At 66.2% G+C, this 26,734-nt stretch carries 26 protein-coding genes; 11 read left to right on the plus strand and 15 right to left on the minus strand.

Annotated features, from left to right (window positions below; all coding sequences use genetic code 11):
* Nucleotides 1–298: 298 nt before the first annotated feature.
* Together IE242_RS34190 and IE242_RS34195 are read right to left on the minus strand one after the other, a co-directional pair.
* Nucleotides 299–1,429, minus strand: a complete 1,131-nt coding sequence (locus IE242_RS34190; protein ID WP_189866433.1) for a WXG100 family type VII secretion target — start codon at nt 1,427–1,429, stop codon at nt 299–301.
* Nucleotides 1,426–1,749 carry a type VII secretion target gene (locus IE242_RS34195; protein ID WP_189866435.1) on the minus strand — a complete coding sequence of 108 codons (324 nt, stop codon included), beginning with the start codon at nt 1,747–1,749 and terminating at the stop codon, nt 1,426–1,428. The genes IE242_RS34190 and IE242_RS34195 overlap by 4 nt, the downstream gene beginning before the upstream one ends.
* 652 nt (nt 1,750–2,401) lie before the next feature.
* Between IE242_RS34195 and IE242_RS34200 the strand changes: the two genes are divergently transcribed.
* The 5 genes from IE242_RS34200 (at nt 2,402) to IE242_RS34220 (ending at nt 7,793) form a co-directional block, all read left to right on the plus strand.
* Nucleotides 2,402–2,740 (plus strand): type VII secretion target, encoded by a 339-nt coding sequence (locus tag IE242_RS34200; protein ID WP_189866437.1) that lies wholly within the window; start codon nt 2,402–2,404, stop codon nt 2,738–2,740.
* A 102-nt stretch (nt 2,741–2,842) separates the two neighbouring features.
* Nucleotides 2,843–5,104 carry a DUF6571 family protein gene (locus IE242_RS34205; RefSeq protein WP_189866439.1) on the plus strand — a complete coding sequence of 754 codons (2,262 nt, stop codon included), beginning with the start codon at nt 2,843–2,845 and terminating at the stop codon, nt 5,102–5,104.
* Nucleotides 5,105–5,443: 339 nt separating this feature from the next.
* Nucleotides 5,444–5,785 carry a hypothetical protein gene (locus IE242_RS34210; RefSeq protein WP_189866441.1) on the plus strand — a complete coding sequence of 114 codons (342 nt, stop codon included), beginning with the start codon at nt 5,444–5,446 and terminating at the stop codon, nt 5,783–5,785.
* A 271-nt stretch (nt 5,786–6,056) separates the two neighbouring features.
* Complete coding sequence (locus IE242_RS34215; protein ID WP_189866443.1) at nt 6,057–6,533, plus strand: hypothetical protein; 477 nt, start codon at nt 6,057–6,059, stop codon at nt 6,531–6,533.
* Nucleotides 6,534–6,644: 111 nt separating this feature from the next.
* Nucleotides 6,645–7,793: a hypothetical protein gene (locus IE242_RS34220; protein ID WP_229859804.1), complete on the plus strand. Its 1,149-nt coding sequence runs from the start codon at nt 6,645–6,647 to the stop codon at nt 7,791–7,793.
* A 97-nt stretch (nt 7,794–7,890) separates the two neighbouring features.
* On the opposite strand, the gene IE242_RS34225 is transcribed toward IE242_RS34220, so the two are convergent.
* From IE242_RS34225 to IE242_RS38250, 3 genes are all read right to left on the minus strand, one after another.
* Nucleotides 7,891–8,262 carry a PIN domain-containing protein gene (locus IE242_RS34225; RefSeq protein ID WP_189866447.1) on the minus strand — a complete coding sequence of 124 codons (372 nt, stop codon included), beginning with the start codon at nt 8,260–8,262 and terminating at the stop codon, nt 7,891–7,893.
* Entirely contained in the window at nt 8,259–8,522 is a 264-nt protein-coding gene (locus IE242_RS34230) for a hypothetical protein (RefSeq protein ID WP_189866449.1), read from the minus strand. The genes IE242_RS34225 and IE242_RS34230 overlap by 4 nt, the downstream gene beginning before the upstream one ends.
* Nucleotides 8,523–9,267: 745 nt before the next feature.
* Nucleotides 9,268–9,471, minus strand: a complete 204-nt coding sequence (locus IE242_RS38250; protein ID WP_229859807.1) for a hypothetical protein — start codon at nt 9,469–9,471, stop codon at nt 9,268–9,270.
* Nucleotides 9,472–9,769: 298 nt separating this feature from the next.
* Here IE242_RS38250 and IE242_RS34240 point away from each other — a divergent pair, with 298 nt between their 5' ends.
* Together IE242_RS34240 and IE242_RS34245 are read left to right on the plus strand one after the other, a co-directional pair.
* Complete coding sequence (locus IE242_RS34240) at nt 9,770–10,057, plus strand: GntR family transcriptional regulator (protein ID WP_189866453.1); 288 nt, start codon at nt 9,770–9,772, stop codon at nt 10,055–10,057.
* Between the two features lie 184 nt (nt 10,058–10,241).
* Entirely contained in the window at nt 10,242–10,418 is a 177-nt protein-coding gene (locus tag IE242_RS34245) for a DUF397 domain-containing protein (protein WP_189866455.1), read from the plus strand.
* Nucleotides 10,419–10,700: 282 nt separating this feature from the next.
* On the opposite strand, the gene IE242_RS34250 is transcribed toward IE242_RS34245, so the two are convergent.
* From IE242_RS34250 to IE242_RS38260, 5 genes are all read right to left on the minus strand, one after another.
* Nucleotides 10,701–12,011, minus strand: a complete 1,311-nt coding sequence (locus tag IE242_RS34250; RefSeq protein ID WP_189866457.1) for a S8 family serine peptidase — start codon at nt 12,009–12,011, stop codon at nt 10,701–10,703.
* 98 nt (nt 12,012–12,109) lie between these two features.
* Complete coding sequence (gene mycP, locus IE242_RS34255) at nt 12,110–13,444, minus strand: type VII secretion-associated serine protease mycosin (protein WP_229859809.1); 1,335 nt, start codon at nt 13,442–13,444, stop codon at nt 12,110–12,112.
* Between the two features lie 93 nt (nt 13,445–13,537).
* Entirely contained in the window at nt 13,538–14,824 is a 1,287-nt protein-coding gene (locus IE242_RS34260; protein ID WP_189866459.1) for a S8 family serine peptidase, read from the minus strand.
* 94 nt (nt 14,825–14,918) lie between these two features.
* Nucleotides 14,919–15,056 carry a hypothetical protein gene (locus IE242_RS38255; RefSeq protein WP_229859810.1) on the minus strand — a complete coding sequence of 46 codons (138 nt, stop codon included), beginning with the start codon at nt 15,054–15,056 and terminating at the stop codon, nt 14,919–14,921.
* A gap of 134 nt (nt 15,057–15,190) precedes the next feature.
* Nucleotides 15,191–15,352 carry a hypothetical protein gene (locus IE242_RS38260; protein ID WP_229859811.1) on the minus strand — a complete coding sequence of 54 codons (162 nt, stop codon included), beginning with the start codon at nt 15,350–15,352 and terminating at the stop codon, nt 15,191–15,193.
* Nucleotides 15,353–16,172: 820 nt separating this feature from the next.
* On the opposite strand from IE242_RS38260, the gene IE242_RS38265 reads away from it, so the two are divergent.
* A complete protein-coding gene (locus IE242_RS38265; protein ID WP_229859812.1) occupies nt 16,173–16,430 on the plus strand; it encodes a hypothetical protein in 258 nt (85 codons plus the stop codon).
* Nucleotides 16,431–16,441: 11 nt separating this feature from the next.
* Here the strand turns inward: IE242_RS38265 and IE242_RS34270 are convergent, their stop codons facing one another.
* The 5 genes from IE242_RS34270 to eccB form a co-directional block, all read right to left on the minus strand.
* A complete protein-coding gene (locus IE242_RS34270; RefSeq protein WP_189866461.1) occupies nt 16,442–16,765 on the minus strand; it encodes a DUF2563 family protein in 324 nt (107 codons plus the stop codon).
* Between the two features lie 2 nt (nt 16,766–16,767).
* On the minus strand, nt 16,768–18,075 hold the full coding sequence (mycP, locus tag IE242_RS34275; protein ID WP_373299655.1) for a type VII secretion-associated serine protease mycosin: 1,308 nt from the start codon (nt 18,073–18,075) through the stop codon (nt 16,768–16,770).
* A gap of 176 nt (nt 18,076–18,251) precedes the next feature.
* Nucleotides 18,252–18,545 (minus strand): WXG100 family type VII secretion target, encoded by a 294-nt coding sequence (locus IE242_RS34280; protein ID WP_189866462.1) that lies wholly within the window; start codon nt 18,543–18,545, stop codon nt 18,252–18,254.
* A gap of 65 nt (nt 18,546–18,610) precedes the next feature.
* Nucleotides 18,611–18,931, minus strand: coding sequence for a WXG100 family type VII secretion target (locus tag IE242_RS34285; RefSeq protein WP_030583551.1), 321 nt, complete (start codon nt 18,929–18,931; stop codon nt 18,611–18,613).
* A gap of 339 nt (nt 18,932–19,270) precedes the next feature.
* Nucleotides 19,271–20,827, minus strand: a complete 1,557-nt coding sequence (eccB, locus tag IE242_RS34290) for a type VII secretion protein EccB (protein WP_189866464.1) — start codon at nt 20,825–20,827, stop codon at nt 19,271–19,273.
* Nucleotides 20,828–21,075: 248 nt separating this feature from the next.
* On the opposite strand from eccB, the gene eccE reads away from it, so the two are divergent.
* The 3 genes from eccE (at nt 21,076) to IE242_RS34305 (ending at nt 26,725) form a co-directional block, all read left to right on the plus strand.
* The gene (gene eccE / locus IE242_RS34295; RefSeq protein WP_189866466.1) at nt 21,076–22,440 is read left to right on the plus strand and encodes a type VII secretion protein EccE; all 1,365 of its coding nucleotides are present in this window, start codon (nt 21,076–21,078) and stop codon (nt 22,438–22,440) included.
* The gene (locus IE242_RS34300; protein ID WP_189866468.1) at nt 22,440–23,267 is read left to right on the plus strand and encodes a hypothetical protein; all 828 of its coding nucleotides are present in this window, start codon (nt 22,440–22,442) and stop codon (nt 23,265–23,267) included. The genes eccE and IE242_RS34300 overlap by 1 nt, the downstream gene beginning before the upstream one ends.
* Nucleotides 23,268–23,731: 464 nt before the next feature.
* Nucleotides 23,732–26,725, plus strand: a complete 2,994-nt coding sequence (locus tag IE242_RS34305; protein WP_229859817.1) for an SCO5717 family growth-regulating ATPase — start codon at nt 23,732–23,734, stop codon at nt 26,723–26,725.
* Nucleotides 26,726–26,734: the final 9 nt, after the last annotated feature.

The following is a 26,734-nucleotide window of genomic DNA, read 5'->3' on the forward strand; positions in this document are numbered from 1 at the left end:
CGCCCCGCGGTACCCGAGGCGGCCCTTACCGACTGGCGGTAGGTCTCGCGACGGGACCGGCCGCCCCCGAGGAGGACCGCGCCCCCGAGGACCACCATGCACCCAGTAAGCAGTGCCAAAGAGCACCACAGGACAGCCGCACGCACTTGTGTCGCTCCCAAGAAGAGCCACGAGGCAGTCAGTGCCACGAGGGCGAGCGGGGCGGCCACGGTGACGAACCTCGCGCAGTGCGGGAAGCAACGGATTGCGATCACATCGCCGACGGCATCCCCTCCCTTGCCGACCGTCCGCTCACTGCTCACCCGAATGCTCCATACCGGTGGGTGTCGGGTCGTTCCCGTAGGGCCTTGGCATCCTCACTCGCATCCTTCCGAGCTTCAGCGGCCGCACCGGGCCTGTCCTCCTCCTTGTCCGCGTTGGGATCGCCGTTGACCGCCCCGTCCAGGTTCTTGGAGACGTTGCCACCGGCGCCGAGCCCGAAGCTGACAGGAGCATTGGTGGCCATATCACCTGCGAGCGTGTGAGCCGCGGAGAATGCCTGTCCGTCCGTGGCCCGGTGGACGGCCGCACTCCCGGAACCGCCGGTGAGGCCGCCCGCCATCGCTCCGAGCGCCATCTGCGAGGCATCGAAGTGGCGCCCTTTCGGGAGATTGCTGATGGTGTCACCGACGACCGATGAGGCAACGCCCGCCGTTGCGCCCCCCGCTACGTTCGCCGACATGCCTCCACCGAGTCTCTGAGCCAGTGGTCCAGCCACGTACTTCCCTCCGAAGGCGCCTGTCGCACCGTTGATGACGTTGTTGAGCAGATCGGGTTTCTTATCCGTGGCCAGGCTCGTTGCGACTCCGGTGCCTGTCCCAGCAGCCCACTGAACGCCCAGCTCCACGCCCAGACTCAGCGCCTTGCTGTCCCTCACGAACAGACGAACGCTGCCGAAGAAACGCGCAGCCATGCTGAGCAGCCGACCCAGCCTCGACGCAGCACTGACGGCCTGCGCCCCCAGCCGCACCGCATTGGCGGCGCCGGCCGCCGCCGAGAACCCGAGCGTGACGAAGGAGAGCGCGACGGACGCCCCGATCGAGACCCCGATCTCGACGTAGATCACGTGGATCTCGTCGTTGATCTCCTCGATGTTGTCGGCCGCCTCCTCCAGCCCTTTCGCCGCCTCCCCGAAGAGCGGCACGGTCTCCTCGACCGCTTCGCCGACCTTCTTCCAGTGCGCACGGAAGGCTTCGGCGCCCTCACCCCGCCAGTGCTCGTCCAGGGTCCCCCGCACCCTCTTGTCGAGCGCGGAATACGCCTCCTCCAGCTCCTCCCCCACAGTGCGCCAGCCCTTGGCCGCCGCACGCAGCACATCCGGACGCCCGCCCGGATTCACGATCTCGATGCCGGCCTCGTAGACCTTCTCCGCGACACCCTCTTCGCTCAACTCTTCCCGCCCCTGAACATGTCGGCGAGAGCGTCGTCCGACGCCTCCGAGTTCCTCGCGTTGTCTCTGAGGGCCTGCCCGACCTCGTCGAGGTGCCGGGCCAGCTTCCCCAGCGAGTCGGCCATCTCAGCGGACAATTCGATATAGGCCGACGTGACCTCCTCGGACTCCGTCAAGAACCCGAAACCGTCACTGATCTGCTCCGCACCCGTCTTGCCCTGGAAGCTCCTGACCGCACTGGACAGGTCGTACGCCCGCGTATCAAAAGCCCTCGCCAGCCTCGTCAGTTCTTGCGCGTCTACGTAGAAGTCATGGGACATGCGCCGCTCCGCACACCGTTCGCTCGTGCCTCACAGTCCGGGGCTGAGACGGTAGCCACGCGAGGTGATGCGCGAGGCGCCTCGGCCGCCGTAGCGGACCCGGTGTACCTGCCCGTAACCGCATCCCATCCGCATCCGCAATCACTCTCGCGCCCGGCCCGAAGAGCGCCGACCGCAGCATCCGCCGGGTTCCACCTCTCGCTCTCCTCGTGGCACCTCGCGACAGGGAAGGGGACGAGCACATCCGGCGAGGCGGGAGGCGTCTCGCTCGATGGGGCGACCACATGCGCACCGTTGACCCGCATTTGCGGGGTCACGGCGGATGGCATGTCGACCGTCAGTGGATCCGCCCGAGGCAGGCGCGCTGAGCCCTGGCGATACGGCCGGGGTCGGCCTGCTCGCTTTCCGAGGCGAGCATGAGTGGCGTCCGTCCCAGCTCGTGGTCTTGGTATGAAGCGCGAAAACGTCGCGAATCCACACATCACACATCCACACACAGCACATACACCGCGCGCCGAACGCAGGCGAACGCAACCCGAAAAGCGAGCGCGTCACGGGAGCAATACCTATACTCACTCATAGTTGGCGTGTCCGTGTCACAAAGCGATAGCTTCCGCTTCAAGACACCCAAAACAGACATGGGGGAAAAGGCGTGTCGGCCGGAACGGAAATCGAGGATCCAGCAGCGCTCAACCGGGCGGGCAGCGGAGCGCAGGAAGTGGCGGGGCAGACGCGAACCGCCGGCGCTCATCCGGTGGACGAGTCCCGCTCGGCCTCTCGGGATTTCAGCAGCGGCAATTGGGACGGCGGACTGGGCAGTGCGCTGACCAATCTGGCGGAGACCTGGTCGAGTCAGGTCTCCGCGCTCGCGTCGGACTGCGACAACCTCTCCCGCCAGTGCGGCGGCTCGGGACTGCTGTATCAGCGCACCGAAGCCGCGAACACGCAGACCATGCGGTCCTTGTCGAGCGAGCCCTCGCCCTTCGGCTGAACAGGCGCTCCCCCCACGCGACCACCGGCACCGCCACCACCACCGCCGTAGCTTCAGCCCGACGAGACGCACGCACAACACAACGGGGAATCCACCGAGCCCATGCCGACGTACGAGCAGCTCTATCACCTCAACCTCAGCAACCTCGCAGCAGCCGCCGACCGCTGGGAAGAGACCTCCACCAAGTTCAAGGGCCTGCACACCGCGTACGGGGACCAGGTCACCGGCCCCTTCAAGCAGGCGGGCTGGACCCAGCCGGCCCTGACCGCCGGTAAGGCCGACAACGACGTACGCGCCGCCCAGCAGCAGTTCGAGAGCGCCCACAAGCAGGCTCAAGGCATCGCTGGCGTTCTCACCTCACTGCACACCGAGCTGAAGAAGGCCAAGGACGACCTGCACCGCCTCGCCGACGTCGAGGCCAAGGAACAGGGCCTCCACGTCAGCGCCACCGGCACCGTCACCCCGCGCAACGACCTCTCCCAGGACGTCGGCGCCCGTCACGACCCCGACGGCCAGGCCGCCATCCGCGAGCAGCAGCAGGCCTGCGACGCCTTCGTCCGCCGTATCGAACGCGTCCTGCAGCGCGCCGCCGAAGCCGACGAGTCCGCCTGCTGGGCCCTGCGCCGCGACCTCGGCACCAGCAAGAGCGACTTCAACTCCAAGGTCGTCACCTCCCTCGACGACGCCGACGCCACCCGCGCCGCCGAGCTGATAAAGAAGGGTGACAAGCTCACCGACGCGGAGCTCACCCAGCTCAACCAGCTGATGAAGGCCAACCAGAACGACCCGGTCTTCGCCACCCGCTACTACCAGCAGCTCGGCCAGGAGGGCTCCCTCCAGCTGTACGGCCAGCTGGCCCTGCAGACGGCCGACGCGAGCGACGAGCGCAAGGCCCTGCTCCAGCAGATGCAGCGCAACATGGGCAACACCCTGGCCACCGCCACCGACCCGGACAACAAGCCGCACCTGTCCAAGGAGTGGACCGCGGAGCTGCGCAGTCTCGGCACCCAGCACATCAAGCTGCACGACAACGCCATGAACGAGGGCCCTTACGGCTACCAGCTCCTCGGCGGCATCCTCCGTTACGGCAACTACGACTCCGACTTCCTGACCCCTGTCGCGGAGCACATCACCCAGCTCCACGCCGACGACCCGTACTTCTTCGCCAACACGAAGATGACCATGGGCGACCCCGAGTACGGCTTCAACCCGTCCGGCAAGAACGGCTCCGGCTACGACCCCATGAACAGCGTCCTCGAGGCGCTCGGCCACAGCCCCGAAGCCGCCACCGACTACTTCACCCCACCCATGGAGAAGTACGCCGAGGACGGCACCCACAAGGGCACCCTCTCCGACATCGACGGTTCCTCCAGCTACCTGGACTACCTCGTCGACAAGGACTACGAGTACTTCCCCGACATCACGGGCCACGATCCCGACGCCGCACAGAAGTCGGCGAACTACTTCCCTGACGCTCTGGGGCACGCCTTGGAGGCCGCGGTCTCCGGCCGTCCGTACGACGATGCCGACGCACCCGTCGTGAAACACTCCGCGGAACAGGCCGCACTCATGCACCAGGTGGTCGAAAAGATCGGCGACAACCCCGGGTTGATCAGCGAGAAGGACAACGGTCCGCTGACCGCAATGAGCGACAGCCTCGGGAACATGACGGCCGAGTACATGTATGACGTACAAAAGGCGCTGGCCGGTGACAGTGTTCATGTTCCGACGAACGGCGTGGATGCCGGATTGAGACAACTCAACTATGGCTCTCTGTCCGCGTTCCTTGGAGCGGTTGGCAAGGACCCCGACGCTTACGGTGCGATCAGTAACGCCCAGCAGGCAGTGACCACCGAACTCATCAGGGGCACCTTGAGTGACCAGTCCAGCGGCGATGCCCGAACCACAGCCGCCCAGTCGATGGTGGCCCCGGGAGCCTTGATCAGCGGAATCATGGAGGAGTCCCGGTCTCAGGCCGTGTACGACGAAGGGGTCGCCAAGGATGAGGAGTTCAACAAGAGTCTCGCTACCGGCGATAAGTGGATTGGGCGAATCATCGAGACGGGCACAAGCAGAATCCCCATCGCCGGAGATGCCGTCGGCTGGGTGGTCGAAGACATCCGTGGGGCGACTGTCGAGCACTTCACACGCGACACGAAGGATGAGAAGAGCGCCGAGGAAGCCCGCAACCTCGAAGAACAAAGGGAGACCGGCGCTCAGGCAGTCAAGTCGGCGACTCTGACTGCCGCTCGCGATGCCAGCCTGACACCGGATGAGACAAGTCGTCTAGCGGATGCTACCTATAATCAGGCCAACATCAGTTACTCCGACGGACGAAGTCGTGTCGACGGCGTCGACAACTGATTACCTCTTCCGCCCTTCACGCTAACTTCACCCAATCTCGAGGTGTCCACAATGAACAGTGCAAGCGGCAGTCCGATTCGGTCGCGCTCTCATCGCCTCGGTATCTGGGCGGCAGTCGGTGCGGTTGGCTTGGCTTCGGCAACCGGCCTCGGGTGGTGGATTGTCCAGTCGTCGAGTGAGTCAGCTGTCGCAGTTCCCGCGAGTGTTTGTGGAGAATCAATACCGGGAAATCCGGTATCTTCCTTGCTACCCAAGCATGGGACAAAGTTCACAGAGAAGTTCCAGAGCTTCCATGGTGGCGGATCCAATACTGGGCACTGCTTCCTCCGTGGCGCCGGCATGAATATCGGCATCAACTACACCGTGCATGCAGGAAGCGAGTTCACCGAAGCGCACATTGAGGAAATGGCGAAGGCTCCCGGACGGTCCGCTTTGACGATTGGAAAGGCCAAGGGAGACGTTAGCAATACAGGTGGCACGCTATTTGTTCCCTGTCCCACCAAAGATGATCCTGGCTCACTCGTCAGGATCGAGGCAGCATACTATCGCCACCCGGACGATGTGCAGAACTCATGGAAGGAAGACTTCCGAGATCTGATCATCTCGGCAGCTCGCCATGTTGCCCAGGATGTTCTGAAGTGTGAGGGATCCAAGGAACTCGGCGAGAACCGAAAGAACTGATTCCTTACCATGGCTGACCACCGTCCTGGCCGCCGTATCGGCTGCACAGCACTATCACTCATCGAGCGAATAGCACAGCGCGGCAACCATAACCTCTGCACGGTGAACGATCTCAGCGGTACACCGCTACCAGGGAATCCGCGTAGTTCCGACAGCGGAGGCAAGCGGGAGGAAGCGTGCCATGGGTAACTCTGGGAGCATCCTGAAGCGACCACTATGGGCACTCGTGGCAGTGCTACCACTGTTGTCCGGGTGCTCAGCCGAGGAGCAGGTGGAATACGACTTGCCGAATAGCCTCTGCGGCGTTCCGGTCGACCGAAGCGTGATCGAACCCATCTTCCCTCCTGGAAAGGAACTGACTCAGGAGGGGGGCGCCCTGCCAGATGGCCAAGATCGATCGTACTGTTCGTACTTGGTGGACGGGAATACCGCCGTCAGCCTTTCAGATCAGCGTTACCAGGAGAAGCTGACAGCGCGAGATGTCATCATGAAGACCACTCCTCAGGGCCACGCCGAGGAGGTATCTGTTGTCGCTTCAGGTGACATAGCTCTGTACCGGGGGCATGCCGTAGGCGTGACTGCTTGTTCTGGTTTCCCGTCAGAGGTCGACGGTGAGGAGTCGCGGGTTTATGCGGTCATGGTGGGCATCGGCGACTCCGAGAATTGGCAAGAAGCACAGACCAAGCTCACCCAGTTCATGGAAGAGTTCTTGCCCGCAGCCGCGCAGGCAGACAGGTGCTCGGACTGACACGGCATCAAGTTGGTCAGGATAGTGATGGTCGTCCCGAGTCGTATACGCAACTCTGTCAACGTTCTGTTGTGTGTGGTCGCCGTAGCGGGGATCGGATGGAGCGGCACGGTGCTGTGGCAGACCTGGCACGCTAGACAGCAGATCAACGAGGCATGCGCGGGCCTCGTCCCAGCCGGGCGGGTGCTCACGCTCTGCCCGGCGGGCGGCGCCATCTCGCATCGGGTGGCCGACGAGGGCACTATCGAACTCGACGTCGGCCTGCCGCAGGACTGCGAGATCTTCAGCGCCGAGGCAGGGGAGAAGCACGGCACCTCCAGTGGCGAACGGTGGTTCTTCACCGGCACGGTCGGAGTCCTGCCCGATGACGAACCCTGGATGCCCGAGGACTCGCTGAACAACCTCATCGCCCCGTACAGCGAAGACCCCACCTACCCCACCGAACCGCTCGGTGGTGGTATCGCCGGCACGGTCACGGCTACGGGCGTCACCGTCAGGCTCCCGTGCGCGGACGGCACGTGGCAGGGGAAGTCGATCACAGAGCTGTGGGCGCGTGCCTCCCTGATGGACCCCGGTCCGGCGTTCTCCGAGAACGGACAGCTCACCTCACACGACCGGAACGCTCTGGCCCAAACCGCCGTCGGCACAGCCAACAACTTCGCCGAGCGCCTGGGCTGCGCCGACCGGCTGCCCGATCCTCCGGAGGACATCCCCGCCCTGGCCGAAGGCCCCGTTCCCGCCGCTCGTGCGGACGGCACCTGCGCCTGGTACCGCAAGGCCGACTTCGAACACGACGAGCAGCTGCCGGACCAGGTCCTCGAAAGCCGCACGGACGACACGCTGTGGGACGAACGTTGCGGCCTGGTGCTCAGCGAGCCACGCGCGAACGCCCTCTGGCAGTCCGACGCGGCGGAACACGACAACATCGACCGCCCGTCACGCCCGGGCGATTGGTTCGTCTCGCTCCACACCTACTCCGGAGAGGCGGCGAAGAACGTCTACCTCAAGTCGGACGACGACGACTTCCCGGTCGCTGCGAGACCGAACCAGGCAGGCCGCAGCGACCGCTCGATCTGGTGGGCCTCCTCCGTCTGCGACGGGAAACCGCAGATCCACACGATGACCACCGCCTACGACTACAACAAGCTGACTGTCCCCGCCCTTGAGGAGGTGTTCCACACGTACGTCAGTGACGTCGTCGCCCGCCGCGGCTGCACGGACATCGAGCTGCCCGCCTCCTCGACCTTCCGCACCGACTGAACAGTTCGCGCGGAAGGTCGAGAAGACCTTCATGCAGCACTCCGAAGGCGCTGACCCAACTGCGTACGGCGTCGTCGCGGGCGAGCCCCCAGCCGAGTCAGGGTTTGCCGATGTCGACGACCCACACGCCCGTACCGTCGTAGGCCTCGGGCGTGGCGGTCAGTACCTGCCCCTCGACGGCACCGGTCACCGCGGCGTGGACAGCATGGCCCTGGGGCCACTCCAGGCCTGCCGCCACCGTCTGCTCGACGGTCGCGCTGCCGGCGAAGTCGAGCGTCAGGAACTCAAGGCCGGGCAGCGCTCCGACATGTGCTGCGGCCCCGGGGAGTTGAAGACTCGCAGCCACCAGACACAGCGCCGGGATGTGCGCGCGCTGGGCCGGATCGTCGACCTCGGCGACGGCCAGTCCGGACAGCAACCGGTGGCCACGACACAGGGCGAGCACCGCCGTATGGTCCAGGATGATCAACGGCGCTCCCCCAGCTGCCTGGAGGCGATCGCGGCACGCCACTCCTGCGCCTCTCGCACATCAGCCTCGGTGAAGTCCGCGCGCAGGTTGGCCTGGACGTAGGCAATTCCTCGCGCTGTACGTTCCGCGCGCTCCGCCTCCGTAGGGGCTGCGGCGACGACGCGTTCGACATAGGCACGCGTACTCAGGCCGCGCTCCTCCGCGAGGGTGCGCAGCCGGTCCCTTGTCGACTCACTGATCTTGATGGTGGTGTCAGCCATAGCGGCAGAATACAAGTGAATACCGAGCTTCGGCTCCACTCCCGAGAGGCGCGGCGCACTGTCGCGTGTGCCCTTCACGACCCACCCTCCTCTCCGCGCCGCGGGAAGAGATCGAGCACATCCGGCAGGGGTGGGAAGTGAGGAGCACAGTCCGGGCAGGCGTACACGCTCCATCCCGGACCGCTCGCCTGATGCACTTCGGAGACGAGCACCGGAGCGTCCGCGAGCACGCCACAGCGCACGCACATCCGCATGGGCCGACGTGGGGCCGGTCGACCGATGAGGGTGCACTGCCGGCAGAGCAGTCGACGCCGGCCAGTGGCGGCGTCGGTGACGGTGGCGTGAGGACGGCAAGGCGAACCGCACATCTCGCACGAGCCGCGCCCGCGTCTGCCGTACGCGCCGCCCGGGTCGCCCGTATCGCCTGTGCCGTCCAGGCTTACCCATGCGCGGCCGGAGACATTGCGGTGCGGACCATCGTGCCCGGCGAGTCGCAGGCAGCCCAGCCTTGACGGCCCCGGCGGCAAGGTCCCGCACTCCCCCGCGTGGGGCGCTGTGCTGGGTGGTTGGGCCCAAGTGTGGCCGGAGGCGTCGCGATGGTCGCCCTCGTGGGCTTCGGCGAGGACACAGGGCGGGCCGTAACAGCATGGCGCGCCGAGCCGCTCCCCGTCTGCTCCCGGACCGCGCCCATGCCTTCCAGGCTGCCGGGCGCCGCACAGCGGGGCGGCGGGTGTGTCGGCGGCGTTCACCAGGCGGCTCCCGCACCGATGCGCAGGCCGTGGATCACGTCCGGTTTGACGTCGACGCCGTCGAGTGCCAGCAGCAGAGCCACCCGCCGCTCCCACTGCCGTTCCCGCTCCTCGTGGGCGGCGAGATAGGGGCGGACCATGACTGTCTCGTCGCCGTTCAGCGACTCATCGAGCCCGTAGGGGCTCTGCGGACTCGGCACCTCAGACCAGCCCCAAGGCATTCGAGGGACTGACGGAGCAAGCAACGGGGGTGCGACGGCCGTCCGGACCGCGCGGTGACGACCACGCGGACGTAGGCCGAGCATCTCTTTCCATAGCTCAGCGAGAGCACGGATAAGGTCAGTCATGTCATCGCTCCTGTAAGCGGTGGCCGCGCCCCGGGACGGTGCCAGCCGTCGCCGGGGTCTTCTGTCCTCACACCGTACCGCCACTTGTAAGGTCCTGTCATGTGACGTCACATGACGGAATGCATTATCGCAGGTCAACTAGGGTCGATATATGACTGTTGATCTCGAGGGGCCCGAGCCGCTGTACGAGCAGATCGCCACCGTGCTCGCCGCTCGGATCGCCGATGGCACGTACCCGCCGCGGCGCCGCGTCCCATCAGAAGCGGCGATATGCACGGAATTCAACGTTTCACGGCCGACGGCTCGATCCGCTATCCGGCTGCTGAACGAGCGCGGACTCGTCGTCACCGTCCGCGGCAAGGGCACATTCGTTAAGGAGCAGCAGTCAACGGGCTCCAGCAGGGACCAGATCGGTGAGGGCGGGCCGGACCACACATGATCGGTCCGCCGTATGGTGACGACCACGCATGCCTGACGTGTAACGGATAGGCGCCGTCACTCGTGCCCCTTCAACACGGGTGACGACCCGACAGTTTCGCGAGGTTCGATGACGCACGCGCCACTGTGCTGCCGACGGCAGAGTCGCTTACGCTGATCCGTCGCATCACGAAGAAGCACCGACCTTGAGCCCCGAAGACCACACGCCGATTTTCCTCACGAAAGCGGTATGGCGCGCGAGTAGTTGCAGCGGTAGGCAGGGCAACTGCCTGAGGGCAGCTGTCGGCTTGCCCGGCGCACTTCCCATACGGGACAGCAGGCGTCCGGCCGGCCTCCGGCTCGACTTCAGCCACCAGGCCTGAAGCGCATTCCTCAGCCACCTGCAGTTACCGGCCACATCTGAGAGCGCTGGGCCTGGTGGCCGGTACAGCGGAGCTCTGGGTTGTCCGCCTGTCGTTCCGCTCATGACCGTCGCCCACGACCTGACGTTGTCCCCACTGGCTTGTACGAGGCAATACTCGCCGTTCCGCGGTTGCATGATCCGGAGCGTCACCCGAAGACAGCCGCATGGGCGCGCAGACAAGCGGTCATCTGCATGCTCGCGCCGTTTGCGTACCAGGGTTCGCACCCGACTGAACCTGAGGCTACTGCTGAGGGGGCCACTGGCCGTGATGCGGGGTGGACTGCTGGTACGGATTCTGCAGCGGCGAGACAGGCTGCTGATATGGGTTCTGCTGCGATGGACCGGACTGCCAGCCGTATTGGGGGTGACCAGTAGAACCGCCGAGGTCGCCATTCTTTTTCTTGCTTCGCCTGGCCAGCCTCACGATTAGGAACACGATCAGGCCGATGACAGCCAAACCCACGACAGCAATGACAGCCCAGGAAATGATGGCCTCACGGTCCGACTGTGCCTGCTGCTCGTCGGACATTCCGATAGCAGGAGCAGCAGACTTCTCCTGCAGCGATTCCGGAACGGTGAGCGGGCCGTACTTCGAACCGACCGGAATATCTTCACGCAGTGCGGCAAGTGGCTGGATGATGCCATAGCCGTACTTTTCATCCGGAAGACTCAACCCCTCCTCGGACTCAGGCAGCGCCGCTGTCTCCACGAGGCGGTTCACAATTTGTCCGGCTGTCAAATCAGGGAATTCCGACCGCAGAAGAGCAACCGCCGCCGAAACGTATGCAGTCGAATCAGACGTTCCGGTCCCAGCGCGATATCCGTTGCCAACCCCCTTCGCGGAGACGATATTAGTCCCGGGTGCCGACAACAATACATGGGCGCCAGAATTAGAATCTTCCCAGATCTGTCCGTCGTTCTTCACCGCGCCCACACCCAACGCCCCTGGCGAGGCCGCCGGATAGCACTTGCTTGAATCTCCGTCGTTACCCATCCCGCCAACAACTAGCACATCGCGACTCAATGCATACGCCACAGCATCTGAAGTCTTGTCCAAATCGCTTTGGTCGGTGGAGTCAAAGCACTGAGAGACATTGATTACAGAAGCGCCGGCGTCAACTGCATAACGGATCGAGACATCAAGCCCTGGCCCATCGGTACCGAATTCCCTGACTGGTAGGATTTTCGCCCTTGGTGCCAGACCGATCACGCCATCGTTTACACCATGCCCATGAGCGGCGATGATTGAAGCCATGGCTGTACCGTGGTCGTCGCCTGGGTTCGGAGTCGTACTACCGCCGTCCATGAAATCCTTACCTTCGAGGACGTTCCCTTGAAGGTCGATGTGGGCAGCGTTGACTCCATCATCGATAACGGCGACTGTGACACCGCTACCTTGGGAAATTTTCCACACGGCATCGGTGTTGAGTGCCTCCAGCGCCCACTGGTCTTCTCTGATCTGATCTGCAGCTGCGAGTGGCGCCGAGGCAAGCAGCAGCGCACTGGCCAGCGCTGTGGCGCTCAGAACGCGCACCGTTCGTGTGAGGGCCATTTCTCCTTACCTCTCTCAAAAACAGATCCGTGGACGTAGCCTTGAGGGCCACGCCCACGATCTCGCGAATGACAAAGACTGCGCTGAACCGCCTGTGACTACTGCTGGTTCGGCCACTGACCCTGTGGCGGGGTCGACGGCTGCTGGTATGGATTCTGCTGCGGCGAGACGGATTGCTGGTACGGGTTCTGTTGCGGCAGAACGGAGGGCTGGCTGTATTGGGGGTAGCCAGTGGAACCGCCGGGGCCGCCATTCCTATTCTTGTTTCGCCTGGCCAGCTTCACGATCAGGAAGACGATCAGGCCGAGCACGGCCAAGGCCACGAGAGCAAGGACGATCAGAAAGATCATCTGCTTCTGATCTGATTTCGCGTTCTCTGCCGCGTAGTCTCCGTCGGACTCACCGACACTTGGAGCAGCGGAGGGAGTTTCAGACACGGGAACCTTGAGCGGCCCGTACTTCGAGCCCGCAGGGATGTCCTCCGTCAGTGCAGCAAGCGGACGAATGGAACCGTAGCCGTACTTCTCATCAGGGAGAGCAAGACCCGCGGCGGAATCCGGCAAGACAGCCGTCTTCACCAAGCGGTTAGCGACTTGACCTGCCGTAAGGTCAGGAAACTTGGACCGAAGCAAGGCGGCAGCTGCAGACACGAAAGCAGTAGAGTCGGAGGTGCCATCCGAGATGCTGAGTTTATCATTAGGCCAACCAGCGCTCACGATGCGTGTCGCTGGGGCTGTAATGAGAACTTCCGGGCCATAGTTCGACCCTTCCCAGAACTTCCCATCTTGAGCCACCCCGCCAACCGTCAGAACGCCTGGGTACTTAGCCGGGTATTGAATCTCCGGGTTCTTGTTCTGGTTTCCAGCACCAGCCACGATCAAGACATCATGTTCCAATGCATAGGAGACAGCCTCGCGATCAGAAGGATTGTCTTCGCTGACATACGCCGAAATATTGATAACAGAAGCGCCTTGGTTCACCGCGTAGCGAATTTCATCGGCAAAACTGTAATCACGTGCGGTATCGTCCCGAACTGGAAGGATCTTAGCTCCCGGCGCCAGCCCTATTACTCCATCGGCGGAACCTGGTCCGTGTCCATGTCCGGCGATGATCGCGGCAATCGCGGTGCCGTGCGAGGGATCGTCATCCGAGTCGTTACCGGGGGAAGCATCCTCATCGCCGCCAAGGAAATCCTTTCCCTTAAGCACGTTGTTCCTCAGATCAACATGCTCCGCATTCACGCCAGAGTCGATCACTGCAACGGTGACGTCTTTACCTGTCGAAATCTTCCACGCGGACTCAGCCTGCAGTGCTTCCAGCGCCCACTGGTCACGTCGGGCCTGGTCGGCAGAGGCAGCGGCAGCTGCCGTCAGGATCAGAGCGCCAGTCAGTGCCGCAGCGCTCAGTGCACGCCCCGTTCCCGCGAAGGTCATTCCGTCTTCCCCATCCCCTACCGAACGTGGGTGTGACCCAGAGGCCACGCCCACGCATCCTGCAATTCAAATCTGTCCCGAACTATCCCGCGACTACTGCTGTGGCGGCCACTGGCCGTGAGGCGGGGTTGACTGCTGCTGGTACGGGTTCTGTTGCTGCGGGACGGGCTGCTGCCCGTAGTGGTGGGGATAACCAGCCGAAACGCCGAGGTCGCTGTTCTTATTCCTGTTACGCCGGGTCAGCTTCACGATCAAAAATACGAATAGGCCGATCACGGCTAGGCTCACGAGACCCAGGACAGCGAGGAATACCATCTGCTTTTGATCAGCTTTCGCGTTTTCTGCTGCGTAGTCCTTCCCGGATACACCGCTGTCCGAAGAGCCCAGGCTTTCCGGAACCTTGAGCGGGCCATACTCGCCGCCGGCAGGGATATCTCCCGTCAACGCAGCCAGCGGCCGAATGGCTCCGTAACCGTACTTCTCATCAGGAAGGGAGAGATCCTTGATGGAGTCAGGCAAAACGGCGGTCTTTACGAGACGATTGACGATCTGCCCGGGCGTCAGGTCTGGGTACTTTGACTTAATCAGAGCTGCAGCTGCGGATGTGAGCGCAGCAGCCCCCGAGGTTCCATCTGCAATTCGCAGTTTGTTGCCAGGCCAGCTTGCGCTTACAAGGCGAGCTGCAGGGGCACTCAGCAAAACTTCCGGCCCGTAGTTGGACCCCTCCCAAATAGTCCCGTTTTTATTTACACCTCCAACCGTCAGAACTCCCGGATATAGTGCAGGGTAGTCATCAACTTCACTTCCGGCATTTCCTGAAGCTGTCACGATCAACGCATCATGCTGGAGGGCGTATGCCACCGCCTCGCGATCTGCGTCAAGGCCTTGACTCTCACCTTGCGAAATATTGATGACTGAGGCGCCATGGTCCACGGCGTAGCGGATTTCCTCCGCGAATCCCATCTCTCCGCCCGAACGGATAGGCAGTATTTTAGCCTCAGGTGCAAGCCCCATGACGCCGTCGGCCGCCCCCGACCCGTGTCCATGCCCAGCGATCAATGAAGCCATGCCGGTACCGTGAGTTGGGGAAAGCAGATCCCCTTCTTCCGGGCTGGGATCCTCGTCGTTATCCTCGAAATCATACCCCTTCAGGAGGTTATCCCTCAGGTCTACATGCTGGGTATTAACGCCGGTGTCGATGACAGCGACCGTGACACCCTTTCCCTTTGAGATTTCCCAGACGGATTCAGCCTGAAGCGTTTCTAGGTGCCACTGAGCATCTCTGGTTTGGTCAGCAAAGGCTCCGGGAGTTGCCGTCAGGATCAGCGAGCCCGTCAGTGCTGTGGCGCTTAGTACACGCACCGTCCGCGTGAAGGCCATTCCGTCTTTCCTCTCCCGTTACCGAACGTGGGCGTGACCTTGAGGCCACGCCCACGCATCTTGTCATGTGTCCATGAGCACTGAGCGGCGACGACTACTCGATGACTCGAGGCGCCGCGTTGGTCTGCGGGGCCCAGGTCTCCTCATCCTCGACCAGGTAGTCGGGACGCTCGCCCTCGCGCTGCTCCTGGTCATTGGGGCGGCCGGTACGTGAACCGGGAGCACCTACCATGCCTCCCTTGCGAACAGCACCGGTTCCCCCTCCTGCGGCACCGCGGCTGCGGTGCAAACCCGAACCACCGGCAGTGCCCCTGCCAGCGCCCGCACCCGCACCCGCACCCGCACCGGCCCTGGGCGTGCCCCCAACTACACCACCACTCTGGCGAGCCATACCGCCGACGTGTGCGGCACCGCCCTTGGCGGCACCAGCACCAGCAGCGCCACCCACTCCGCCAGCACCCGCCCGACCTGCCATACCACCGACGCCTGCGGCACCGCCCTTGGCAACACCTGCGCCAGCAGCAGCACCCACTCCGCCAGCACCCACCCGACCGACCGTACCGCTGGCTCGAACGGGGCCGGGGACGCTGCCAGGCGCACCGCCAACGAAGCCAGGGCTGCCGACCGGACTGGCAGGGCTGGCCGATCCACCGCTGACGGGACCAGGGTTGCCAACCGACGGTGCACCAGAACGACCGCCGGAGACGCCGTCGATCGCTGTGCTCACGTGAGGCTGTTGCGGCGCCGCGGGCTTATACGCTCCGCCAGTGATGCCAGACGGCGAGGACACGGACTTCGACGGACTGATGGCACCGGTCTGGCTGCTGCGAGCGGTACCACCTGTCGCGCCCTGCGGGCTCTGAGGCGCCCTGCCGCTAGGGACCACTACGGGTGCAGGAGCGATACCTCCAGGGTCCCCGGGGAAATTCTCCTCCTGGCCATCCTTCGCTTTCCTCCACGACCCCATCTCTGCGGCCCGACTGTTATAGGCCGCTCCCAGAATCTCCATCTGCTCAGCCATCTTGAGCTGTGCTTCTCGCCCTGCCGACAAGCTGCCATCGTTGGCTGCGAGAGCGTCCTTCGAGCTGCCCCCGTTCTTGAGGGCGTTGTCCGCGCCAGAAGCATCCCGGTCACCGAGATCGCCCGCATAGTCCAGCGCGCTGGAGAGCTTGCCAGGCTTTTCCATCGCCAAGACCTTGGGCTTGACGTCCTTGAGAACTGCTGCAGCACCTCTGAGCGACTGAGCCGTGTTATCGGCGTACTTGGCGCTGTCAGTGACCTTCTGGCTGATGACCTGCGCCCGCTTCGCGAAGGCGTCCGCGCTGTCGCCTTCCCAGTGAGCGAGGACTTGCTTGACAGCATCGTCCAGACTTTGCTTGATCCCGCCGCCGCCGACAAGGGACTTGCTGAGGGCTGCCCAGCCGTCAGCGACATCTTCCACAACGCCCGGGTTCGCGTCTCGGACCATGGCTTTCATCTGGTCCATGTCGTAATCGAGTCCGAACGGCGTAGTGTGCTTCTTCGCGAAACACGCGTTGGGATCGTCGTATACGAAGTTGTCGACGCTCTTTTCGCCCATGGCTACAGCCCCCTCATCTCCACGTAGCAGAACATCTGTCACTGCCGGTTGAAAGCGGCACGGTTCTGTGCCTCAGCGTCAGCGAACGCGTCATGCGTTCTCTTCGTCTTCTGCCCGAAGTCATCCAGTACCTGTTCCAGGTGCTCGACGATCTCGTAGAGGCGTTCCTGTATCTGCTTGTGGGCGGTGTGCAGCGTCTTGACCTCCTCGAACCCGTGCTCTGCTGAACCCAGCGCTCCAGCCGGCAGATACGTACTGTTTTTGCAGTTCGAAGCCGACGTACCCATGTCGTGCAAGACACGGTTCAACCTCGAAATGGTCCCCTCGATCTCACTCAGATCGACCCTGTACTGCTCAGCCATGCTCAGCTCCCCGTTGACTGCGTGTGCGTGTTGTTACCGATGCCACCGATGCCCTGCTTGCGCCGCCAGTCGCTGAGAACGCGCCCGCCCCCGAACAGAAGCACCACCGCGCCCAGACCGGCCGCCAGCACGTACAACGCGTACCGCTCCATCCGCTCCTCGCGGGACTCCCCGAGGACCAGAGTCGCGGCCTGGACGTCGGCTGAGCCGCCCGGAGAGCCGATCGCGTCTGGTTTCGGGCCGGCCTCGGAGGGTTCCTTGCTGTCCTCGTTGAGGGCGGCGGCCGGGTCGATGACGCCCCAGCCGACGAAGTTGTCGCGGTCCGGCTTCGTACGGTCTGCCGTCTGCTCGATCTGGGTGATGACCTGCTGGTAGGTCCAGTCCGGGTGCTTGGCGCGGATCAGGGCCGCGACGCCCGAGACATACGGGGCCGCGAAGCTCGTGCCCTGGTCGACGCAGTGGCCGCCCGCCGGAACCGTCGAGACCATGTCGATGCCGGGGGCCGCGACGCCCACGAACTTGCCCGACTGGGAGAAGGGGGCGCGGGCGTTGTTGCGGTCGGAGGCCGCGACCGCCAGGACGCCGTCGTACGCCGCCGGGTACGTCTCCTTGATCTTGCCGTCGGCGCCGTTGTTGCCGGCTGCGGCAACGACCAGGACGTCCTTCTCCTGTGCCCTCTTGATGGCCCCTTGGAAGGCTGTGTGGACCACCGGGGCCATCTTCGAGGCGGTGTCCTGCGAGATGTTGATGATGTCGGCGCCGGCCGCGACCGCGGCGTCGATGGCCTGGATCATCGTGCTGACGTTGCCGCTGCCCTGGTCGTCGTTCTGGCGGATCGGGATGATCGTGGCTTCCGGGGCTATGCCGATGAAGCCGCTCTCGTCGGACTTACGGGCGGCGATGATGCCCGCCACCTTGGTGCCGTGACCGACCTCGTCGGTCTTGCCCGTGCCGCCCTTGGAGAGGAAGTCCTTGCCGTTGACCACGGCCGTTCCGAGCTGATCGTTGACGGTGTCGACACCGGTGTCGATGACGGCCACCTTCACGCCCCCGCCCTTGGTGTCCTGCCACAGCTGGTCCAGCACGATGCGCTGCAGGGACCAGGGGGTTCCCTTGATGGGGTCGGACGGGAACGAGCAGCTGGTGTCGTCGATCTGGAACCGCACGTCGTCGTCGGCCAAGGTGGTCCGCACGTGCTCCGCAGCGGCGGCCGGCGCGGCGCCGGCGAAGGGCAGCCCGCAGGCCACGACCGCCAGTGCGGCGGCTCCTGCGGCGCTCCGACGCGCGGTGCGCGATGCCCCGGATCCCACTGTCTTACGTCCTCCCGTTCGTGTTCCTGTACGGGACGTGGGACGGGCCGTCACCCGTGGGCTCGCGTACTCGACGGAGGAGTTCGCGGAGCCGGAGGTTTCCCGTCCATTCGCCCCGTCAACCGCCGATGGGGGCGAGTGCGCCGCCGCGCACCCGCCCCCATCAAGCGATCACGTCAGCCGCCCCAGATCGAGGCGTTCTTGCTCTCGGTGGCCTGGTAGTTCTGAGCGGCGCTGTCGAGGGCCTTGGCGATGGCCTCCAGCGTCTGCTGCATGGAGTTCGCGCGCTGGTCCCACTCGGCCTGCTTGGCGCGGTAGGCCTCCTGCGCCGAGCCTTCCCAGCTGTTGGCGATGCGCGCCACGCCGGCCTCCAGCTCGTCCAGCTGGCGGCGGATGCTGTTCGCCGTCGAGCGGACGTCCTGGGAGGCCTGGGAGATCGTCTGGAAATTGACGAGAATCTGCCCGGACATGTCTTCTGTCTCCTCAGATGAGTAGATGGTCGGTCACGGCCGTGCGCCGCGGCGCACGGGGCCGATCATCCGAACGGGGACTGGGCAGCGATGCTCTGGATGGACGCGCGCTGCTCCTCTTCCGAAGCCGCGTAGGCCTTGGTGCTCTGGTCGATCGCTTCCTTGATGTCGTTCAAGATCTGGTTGATCTTGGTCGCATCCTGGTTGACCTGGTTCTGCAGGTTGTTGTACGCGGTGGCCGCCGAGCCCTTCCAGCCGCCCGTGATGGTGTCGATCACGGTCTGCAGCCGACGGATCTCGGACTGAATCGAGGAGTTGACCGAGGAGATACGACCGCTGAACGCGACCATCTCCTCCTCGGTCATGGTGAACTGCTGTCCAGCCATGCTGTGTCCCCCATGAGACGTAGGAGTTCTGGGTAGATCCCTGAGCAGGGCGTCGGCGCCAGATGGCGCGATCGTTTCCTGTCTGAATCTGGTCCCACTCTAGTAGCATCCGCCGACAGGAAGAACATCGGATTGGTTCTGTAGCAGGATCGCGATGAACCCAACTCACCTTTTTCACATGTGAGTTTGTTGATTGTTCGACCAGTCGGCGGTGTGATGCCCTGCCATCGCCCGGATCATGTCTGGGTCATGCATGGGCCATGCATGGGCCATGCATGGCCCATGCATGGGCCATGTCTGGGCCATGCATGGGTCATTCATGCCATGCCCGGGAATCGGTCAGGACCCCTGTGCCTGCTGCGCGTTGCCGCTGCTGAGCTCCGGCCCCGCGGCGAGCAGGTCCGCCCAGGCCGCCGACACCGAGACCGGACGGATCTTGCCGTAACCAAGCCTGACCTGCGCGGTGTTGGTCTGCTGGGCGTCGGCCTTCTCGCCGCCGGTCACCTGGCTGTCGTTCCGGGCGGGAACCGAGTACCGCAGGCCCGTGTCGGTCACCAGGTAGCTGTTGCCGCCGCCGGCGTCCGTGCCCGTGATCTTCTTGAACAGCAGGCCGCTGCCGGGCGAGACGTAGGTGCTGGAGCCGCTCTGCGCGACGTCCTTCGGGTACTCCCGCGAGGTCCAGACGGTCATCTTCGGCAGGCCGGTGTACTCGTCGTCCTCGCCGTGCCAGATGCTGCACGAGACCTTGTTGCCGCCGGTCTCCCAGTGCGTATTGGCCGCGGTCACCGGCTGACTGGGCCAGTTCTTCTCCGACTGCCACTCGCCGTCCGCGGGCTGGACGTCGGTGAACTTGACCTTCACCGGCTCCGGGTTCTCGCCCCCGTACAGGCCGTTCACCCCTTCACTGCGCAGCCACAGCTGGGCAGTGAAGTCGGACACCGGCTGAACGCGGTCCTTCAGGACGATGTACTTCTGCGTCTTGATGCCGGAAGGTGCTTCGAGGACGAGACCCACCTTGGAGTAGTTGGGGTCGAGACCTTCGACGTTCGCCTGTGCTCCCGCGTCCCCTGCCATGTCGGGGAAGTCGACGTCGCCCACCACGTTCAGCGTCTTGACGAACTCCGCGCTCACCTTCTGCGGCGTCACGCCGTCACCGAATATGGCGCGCTCGAGCGTCTTCATCCCCGCCTCGGTGCGGAACTTCCAGTCCTTGCCGCCCATGATGTAGGCCCGGCCGTCCGAGGTGACCATGTACCGCGGTCCCGTCTCGCTGCCCTCGGCCGGTGCCTCGACGTACAGGGCCTGGGTCTGGTTCAGCTCCTTCTTGCCCTTGTGCAGCAGACCGGTGTAGTCGTCCTGGTCCAGCACGTACGTCGCCCTGACCGGCTGCTCGTCCTCACCCGGGGCCTCGCACAGCGCCCAGACCTTGGCCGTCTCCGCGTCCTTGGACGAGGGGAGCCGGTCCGGCGCGAAGGGGATGCCGACGGTGGCACCCATCGCGTACTTGCTCTCGTCGAGCACCGACTCCTTGATCTTCATGACCTTCGGGCTCTCACCGTTCAGCAGCAGTTTGGCGGAGGCCAGGTTGAGGACCGGGTGGAGGCTGGGCTTCTCCTCGCCCTTGGTCTTGACGAGCACGTAACGCGTCGTCGACTCGCTGCCGACGAGGATGTTCTTGCCCTCTTGGTCCCAGCCCTTCGGTGCGGTCGGGCTGAGCATCCCCCAGGCACCGAATCCGACGACGATCAGCGTCGCCACACCGAGGCTCGGCAGGATGGTCTTGAGGGGGCGTGGCGCGGCCTCCTCCGAACCGTGCGGAGACGGCTGCAGAAACGCCGCCACCGTGCGCCTGCGCGCGAAGGAATAGGCGTTCAGCTCATCCCGACGTGTCGCCATCGATGGGTCAACTCCCCGTTTTTTTCGCTTTGCTGCCGTGTGCGCGGAAGGTCCCCAGGCCGCCCGGTACATCCGTGACGTTTGCGCCTGCAGGGGCCCCTACTATGCCGTGTGACGATCGCACCGTACGGTACGGGGTACCGTGATGCGCCGCCAGCTCAAGCCGCGCTGGGCACAGCAGCCGCGCTGGACACAGCGACGGCCGCGGCAACGGACACAGCAACAGAGCAAAGGGGTTGTAGCGGGGGATGAGCACTGCGACCAGGTCCCGGCGCCGGAACGGCAGCCGTCGCACGCAGGAGAACCAAGAGCCGGAACACGGAGCGAACGGCGGACACGGGGCGCACGCGGAACACGGACAGACCTCGGCCGCCCCCCGTCGTGTGAGTCCCGCCGCGCCCTCGCTCTCCAGACGTCCCGGCAGCCTCGGCCCCGTCCGCGTCCAGCAGCTGGTCGGCTTCGAACTGGCCGCCGCGGTGGTCCTGATCGGCTGGCTGCTCCGCCCCATCGGCCTCACCGTCGGCATCGTGCTCGCCGTACCGCTGGTCCTGGCCGGTCTGCTGCGCCGGCGCGGCCGCCCGCTGCACGAATGGTTCACCACCGCACGTGCCCTGCGGGACCGCCGCAAGCGCAACGCCGACCCCGTACCGCCCGGCACGGACCCCGGCTTCGCCCCCGCCGTCGAGTGCGATCCGGCCCTGCGCACCTACGGCTTCCACGACCGCCAGCAGCGCGAGATCGGCATGGTCGGTGACGGCACCTTCCTCACCGCCCTGGTGCAGGTGCAGGCCGCGGACATCCCCCTGCGTCCCGCGGGCGGCGCCCGGGACATCCCGCTCGATCTGATCCAGGGCCTGCTCGAGGTGGACGACATCCGGCTCGCCTCCGTCCAGATCGTCCAGCACACCCAGCCCGCGCCGGCCCCGCACCTGCCCCCGCAGGCCATGGCGGTCCGCTCCTACGGGCCGCTGCAGGCGCAGAGCATGACGCCCGGCATGCGGCTCACCTGGGTCGCGCTCAAGCTCGACCCGGAGCTGTGCCCGGAGGCGGTGGCCGCCCGCGGCGGCGGTATGCAGGGTGCCCGGCGGGCGCTGCTGCGGGTCGCCGACCAGCTGGCCAGCCGCCTCAAAGGGGTCGGCCTGGAGGCCAAGGTGCTGAGCGAGACGGAGATCGTCGCGTCCATCGCCACCTCCAGCTGCGTCAACCCGCTGGCCACCACCGGCGGTGCCGCGCTCGACGGCAGCCGCTCCACGCGCCGTACCGCCGAGACGTCCCGCGCCTGGCGCTGTGACGACCGCTGGCACACCACGTACTGGGTCTCCCGGTGGCCCCAGCTGGGCGGCGGCGCGGCGGCGCTCCCGCACCTGGTCCGCGCGCTGACCTCCTCCCCCGTGCTCGCGAGCACCTTCTCGCTCACCATCAGCAGGAAGAGGGGCAAGCTCCTGTCCCTGTCCGGGCACGTACGTCTCACCAGCCGCGGTGAGAACGAGCTGGCCCAGGCGGACCAGCATCTGAAGCAGGCGGCGTCCGCGCTCAAGCTCGGCCTGGTACGGCTCGACCGCGAGCAGCTGCCCGGAGTTCTGGCCACCCTGCCGCTGGGAGGTACCCGCTGATGCCCGCCCCCACCGCCCCCGCCACCGGCCGGCCCGGCTTCGGCAGCGCGACCCCGGGCTTCCCCGGGCAGCGTGCCGGTCATCTGCCCCGCGACCCCGACCCGTCCCAGCACGGGCCGCAGCGACGTCTGCGCGCGGCCTTCGGTCTGCTCGGCCCCCGGCGTGAGCGCCATCTCGTGGACGCGGACGCGCTGGCGCAGCTGGCCCTGCCCGTCGGCGACGACGGCCTGATACTCGGTATCGATCCCGCCAACCAGCCGGCCGTACTGGGCCTGTGCCGGCCCACCCGGCTGGACGTCGTGCTGGTGGGCGGCGCCTGGATGGCCCAGATCATCGCCCTGCGCGCCGCGGCGATCGGTGTCCGCGTGGCCGTCGAGACGGCGCGTCCCCAGCTCTGGTCACCGATGGCGCAGGCGGCCGGCGGCGGCCAGCAGGCCGTGACGGTGCACCAGGTGAGACGGCTGGCCCCGCAGGGACCGTCCCCGGCCAGCCCGGTGCTCATCATCCGCGACCTGGGCACCCGTCCGCCGCGCAGCCGCATCACCACGCAGCCCTGGCAGTCGGTGCTGACCCTGCTCCCCTATCTCGGCCCCACCGCGCCCCGGCTGCTGTCCAACGCCGATGTCGTCGGCGTGCAGCGGATCTCCCCCCAGGAGGCGGAGGTGGTCGGCAAGGTGATGCGGCTGGGCCAGGACAACGTCACCGCCCTGCCCTCCCTCTCCGACAACGTGGCCCTGTGGTGCACGCAGAAGCACCAGCAGTACGTGATGACCCAGCCCACCGACGCGGAGAACGGTCTGCTCGGGGCGCCGCGCCGTATGGACTGAGCCCGCGACAGGGGTAGCAGTAAGAGAGTGCTGAGGAGTAGGAAAGTACTCGGAGCAGGAAAGCACTCAGGAGCAGAGCAGTGCTGAAGGGCCTGTCGCCGCGCGCCCCCGCCGAAGGGGCGTGCGATGCCGGGCTCATCGGGGGTGTACGCCGGTACGTCAGGGCCTGCGCCGTTCAGGTCGGCGCGGGCCCGTCCGGTCGGGACGATCGGGTGTGCGCGACGCGGTTCACCGCACGGGCTGGCACGTCGTCTTCTGCCGGAAAGATCCTGGAAAGATCCCGGGAAGCTCCCGGAAAGGTTGCGAACCGGCCACGCCCATAGGCGCTTTTCCGTCCCGCCAAGCGAGTGATTAGTCTTCTTCTGGTGAAGCGGTGACGATCGCAGCCGCGTGGGACTCGCCGCCCGGTCCGCCCGGCCGGGCCGACGACCAGCTAGTAACGGTGGCTGACCAGGAGGCAAGTAGTGAACAGGGATCGGTCCGAGTACAACGGCGGCAGCCCGTCCTCGGACGGGGACGATCACGAGGCGGATCTCACCGGCGAGTTCGAGATCGTCTACACGCCTCCCGCCTGGTACGCCCAAGGAACACAGGGTGACGCCGCGGCCGGCGGCACACAGCAGGACGCCGGGCAGACGTCACCACCACCACCGACCGGACAGCCCGTCGGGCCGCCCACCGGCCCTCCGGCCGCTCCAGCGCCACAGGCGCCCGCTCCGTACACCCCCGCACCGGCCCAGCCGCAGGCCCAGGGCGCACCTTCGCAGCCCGCCCAGGGCACGCCGGCCGCGAACCCGCACAGCACAGGTGGCTACGGATTCCCCCAGCAGTCCGCACCGGGCACCACCCCCGCGGCCGGCGGGTACGGCTACCCCCAGCAGGCGGTACCGGGCACGCCGCAGTCGGGCCAGGACGCATCGGGCGGTTACGGGCAGCCCCAGCAGCCGACGCCGGTACAGCCGCCCGCCGCGCCGGTGGGGCAGCCCGCCCCCGCACAGCCGGTCGCCGAGCAGCCGGCACCCGGGCAGCCGACGGGCGAGCTCAGCCAGGCCGCTGCCACCGTCACTGCCGCTGCCGCTGCCGCTGCCGCTGCCGAGGAACCGACGCAGGAGCCGAGCGACGAGGCGCAGCCGGGTCACTCGGCCGGGGCCGTGTCCGGTACGGAGGGTGACGCGACGGCGGACGTCCGGTCCACCGCGGACTCCCCTGCGCCGACCGGATCCGACGGCGCGTCAGCGACCGCGGAACCGGAACCCAAGGCGAACGCAGAAGCAGAAGCAGTAGCACGGGAAGCGGAAGCACAGGCAGAGCCCGCGGCGGAGGCGGCGACAGCGCCGACGCCCCCCGCCGCTCCCCTGCCTCCGCTCGCACCCCAGGGCCAGCAGCCGCCGACGGCGCCCGCAGCGCCCCAGGTCGACCCGGCGCTTCCTCCGTTGCCGCAGGGCTACGTTCCGGCACACCCCGCCGAGGGACAGGGAGTACCGCAGCAGGCGGGCCAGCCCGGGCAGCCTGCCCAGCAGGCCGCAGCCGCCGCGCAGGCCTCCGGATACGGCTACCCCCAGGCACCGGCCCAGCCGCAGCCCGGCCAGCCCGCGTACCAGGCCCCTCCGCAGGGCGCGTTCGGCCCGGCCCAGCCGCTGCCCGGGTACCCGGCGCAGGGCGGACAGCCCGCACCGGTCGACCCGCGGCAGGCACATCAGGCCGGACAGCCCCAGCCCGCACCCGCACAACCCCAGCCCGCCCAGCCCCAGGCCGGGCAGCCGCAGGCCGCCGGTTACGCCTACCCGCAGCAAGCCCCGCAGGCCGGACAACCCCAGCCCACACCTGCGCAGCCCAACCCTGGACAGCCGCAGTTCGGACAGCCACAGCCCGGACAGCCACAGCCCGGACAGCCACAGCCCGGACAGCCACAGTTCGGACAGCCGCAGTTCGGACAGCCCCCGGCCGCCGGATACGGTTACCCGCTTCCCCCCACCGAGCTGATGCAGCAGCCGTCGGGGCAGGGACAGGACGGTTACGGTTATCCGCCCCAGCAGGCCGGTTACGGCTACCCGCAGCCCGGGCAGCCGCAGCAGCCCGCACCGCAGCAGCAGCCCCCGGCGCAGCCCATGCCGCCGCAGCCCATGCCGCCGCAGCAGCAGTCCGCCGTCCCGCCGCCCGCCTACGGTGACCAGGGCGGCTGGACGGGGCCGGGCGGCCCGCAGGCCGGGCCCGGTGCGTACCAGCAACAGGCCGCGGCCGGCGGCACCCCGCTCGGCTACAACGCCGCCGTGGAGCTCTCCTCCGACCGGCTGCTGCGCCACCAGCCCAAGGTCCGCAAGAACAACCAGGCCCCGTCCCGCTTCAAGTTCGGCGCCAAGAAGGAGGAGGCGGAGCGCCAGCGGAAGCTCGGGCTGATCCGTACGCCGGTGATGTCCTGCTACCGGATCGCGGTGATCAGCCTCAAGGGCGGCGTCGGCAAGACCACGACGACCATGGCCCTCGGCGCCACGCTCGCCACCGAGCGTCAGGACAAGATCCTGGCGATCGACGCCAACCCGGACGCCGGCACCCTCGGCCGACGGGTGCGGCGCGAGACCGGCGCCACCATCCGCGACCTGGTCCAGGAGATCCCGCGGCTCAACAGCTACATGGACATCCGCCGCTTCACCTCGCAGGCGCCCTCGGGCCTCGAGATCATCGCCAACGACGTGGACCCGGCGGTCTCGACCACCTTCAACGACCAGGACTACCGCAGCGCGCTCGACGTGCTCGGCAAGCAGTACCCGATCATCCTCACGGACTCGGGTACCGGCCTGCTCTACAGCGCGATGCGCGGAGTCCTCGACCTCGCCCACCAGCTGATCATCATCTCCACCCCCTCGGTGGACGGTGCGAGCAGCGCCTCGACCACGCTCGACTGGCTGTCCGCGAACGGATTCGCCGATCTCGTCCAGCGGTCGGTCACCGTGATCTCCGGCGTCCGCGAGACAGGCAAGATGATCAAGGTGGAGGACATCGTCGCGCACTTCGAGACCCGCTGCCGCGGTGTCGTCGTGATCCCCTTCGACGAGCACCTCGCGGCGGGCGCCGAAGTGGATCTCGACATGATGCGTCCCAAGACCCGCGAGGCCTACTTCGACCTCGCCGCCCTGGTCGCCGAGGACATCGCCCGTACGCAGCAGGGCTTCGGCAACCCGAACGTGCAGGTCCAGCAGCCGTGGCAGGGAGGAGGAGGGTACGCGCCCCCGCAGCAGGGCCAGCAGCCGCAGCAGGCCCAGCAGCCCTACGCCCAGCCCGGTGCCGGCGGTGCGCCCCAGCCGGGGCAGGCGTGGCAGCAGCCCCCGCAGCAGCCCGGCCCGGCCCAGGGCTGGCAGCAGGCCCCGCAGCAGCCGGCGCCGCCTCAGGATCCGGCGCAGAACCAGCAGCCGAACCCGCCTCAGCAGGGCGCCGTACCGCCCGGCTGGACACAGCAGTAGCAGCGGCAG

Origin of the sequence: Streptomyces poonensis, from assembly GCF_014650915.1 — a bacterium.
Lineage (GTDB): Bacteria > Actinomycetota > Actinomycetes > Streptomycetales > Streptomycetaceae > Streptomyces > Streptomyces poonensis.

Excerpts from the sequence above, each read along its gene's own strand:
- IE242_RS34195 (WP_189866435.1), bottom strand. The coding sequence starts at position 1,749 with ATGTCCCATGACTTCTACGTAGACGCGCAAGAACTGACGAGGCTGGCG.
- IE242_RS34205 (WP_189866439.1), top strand. The coding sequence starts at position 2,843 with ATGCCGACGTACGAGCAGCTCTATCACCTCAACCTCAGCAACCTCGCA.
- IE242_RS34210 (WP_189866441.1), top strand. The coding sequence starts at position 5,444 with ATGAATATCGGCATCAACTACACCGTGCATGCAGGAAGCGAGTTCACC.
- IE242_RS34230 (WP_189866449.1), bottom strand. The coding sequence starts at position 8,522 with ATGGCTGACACCACCATCAAGATCAGTGAGTCGACAAGGGACCGGCTG.
- IE242_RS34240 (WP_189866453.1), top strand. The coding sequence starts at position 9,770 with ATGACTGTTGATCTCGAGGGGCCCGAGCCGCTGTACGAGCAGATCGCC.
- IE242_RS34250 (WP_189866457.1), bottom strand. The coding sequence starts at position 12,011 with ATGGCCCTCACACGAACGGTGCGCGTTCTGAGCGCCACAGCGCTGGCC.
- mycP (WP_229859809.1), bottom strand. The coding sequence starts at position 13,444 with ATGACCTTCGCGGGAACGGGGCGTGCACTGAGCGCTGCGGCACTGACT.
- IE242_RS34260 (WP_189866459.1), bottom strand. The coding sequence starts at position 14,824 with ATGGCCTTCACGCGGACGGTGCGTGTACTAAGCGCCACAGCACTGACG.
- IE242_RS38255 (WP_229859810.1), bottom strand. The coding sequence starts at position 15,056 with ATGGTAGGTGCTCCCGGTTCACGTACCGGCCGCCCCAATGACCAGGAG.
- IE242_RS34270 (WP_189866461.1), bottom strand. The coding sequence starts at position 16,765 with ATGGCTGAGCAGTACAGGGTCGATCTGAGTGAGATCGAGGGGACCATT.
- IE242_RS34280 (WP_189866462.1), bottom strand. The coding sequence starts at position 18,545 with ATGTCCGGGCAGATTCTCGTCAATTTCCAGACGATCTCCCAGGCCTCC.
- IE242_RS34285 (WP_030583551.1), bottom strand. The coding sequence starts at position 18,931 with ATGGCTGGACAGCAGTTCACCATGACCGAGGAGGAGATGGTCGCGTTC.
- eccB (WP_189866464.1), bottom strand. The coding sequence starts at position 20,827 with ATGGCGACACGTCGGGATGAGCTGAACGCCTATTCCTTCGCGCGCAGG.
- eccE (WP_189866466.1), top strand. The coding sequence starts at position 21,076 with ATGAGCACTGCGACCAGGTCCCGGCGCCGGAACGGCAGCCGTCGCACG.
- IE242_RS34300 (WP_189866468.1), top strand. The coding sequence starts at position 22,440 with ATGCCCGCCCCCACCGCCCCCGCCACCGGCCGGCCCGGCTTCGGCAGC.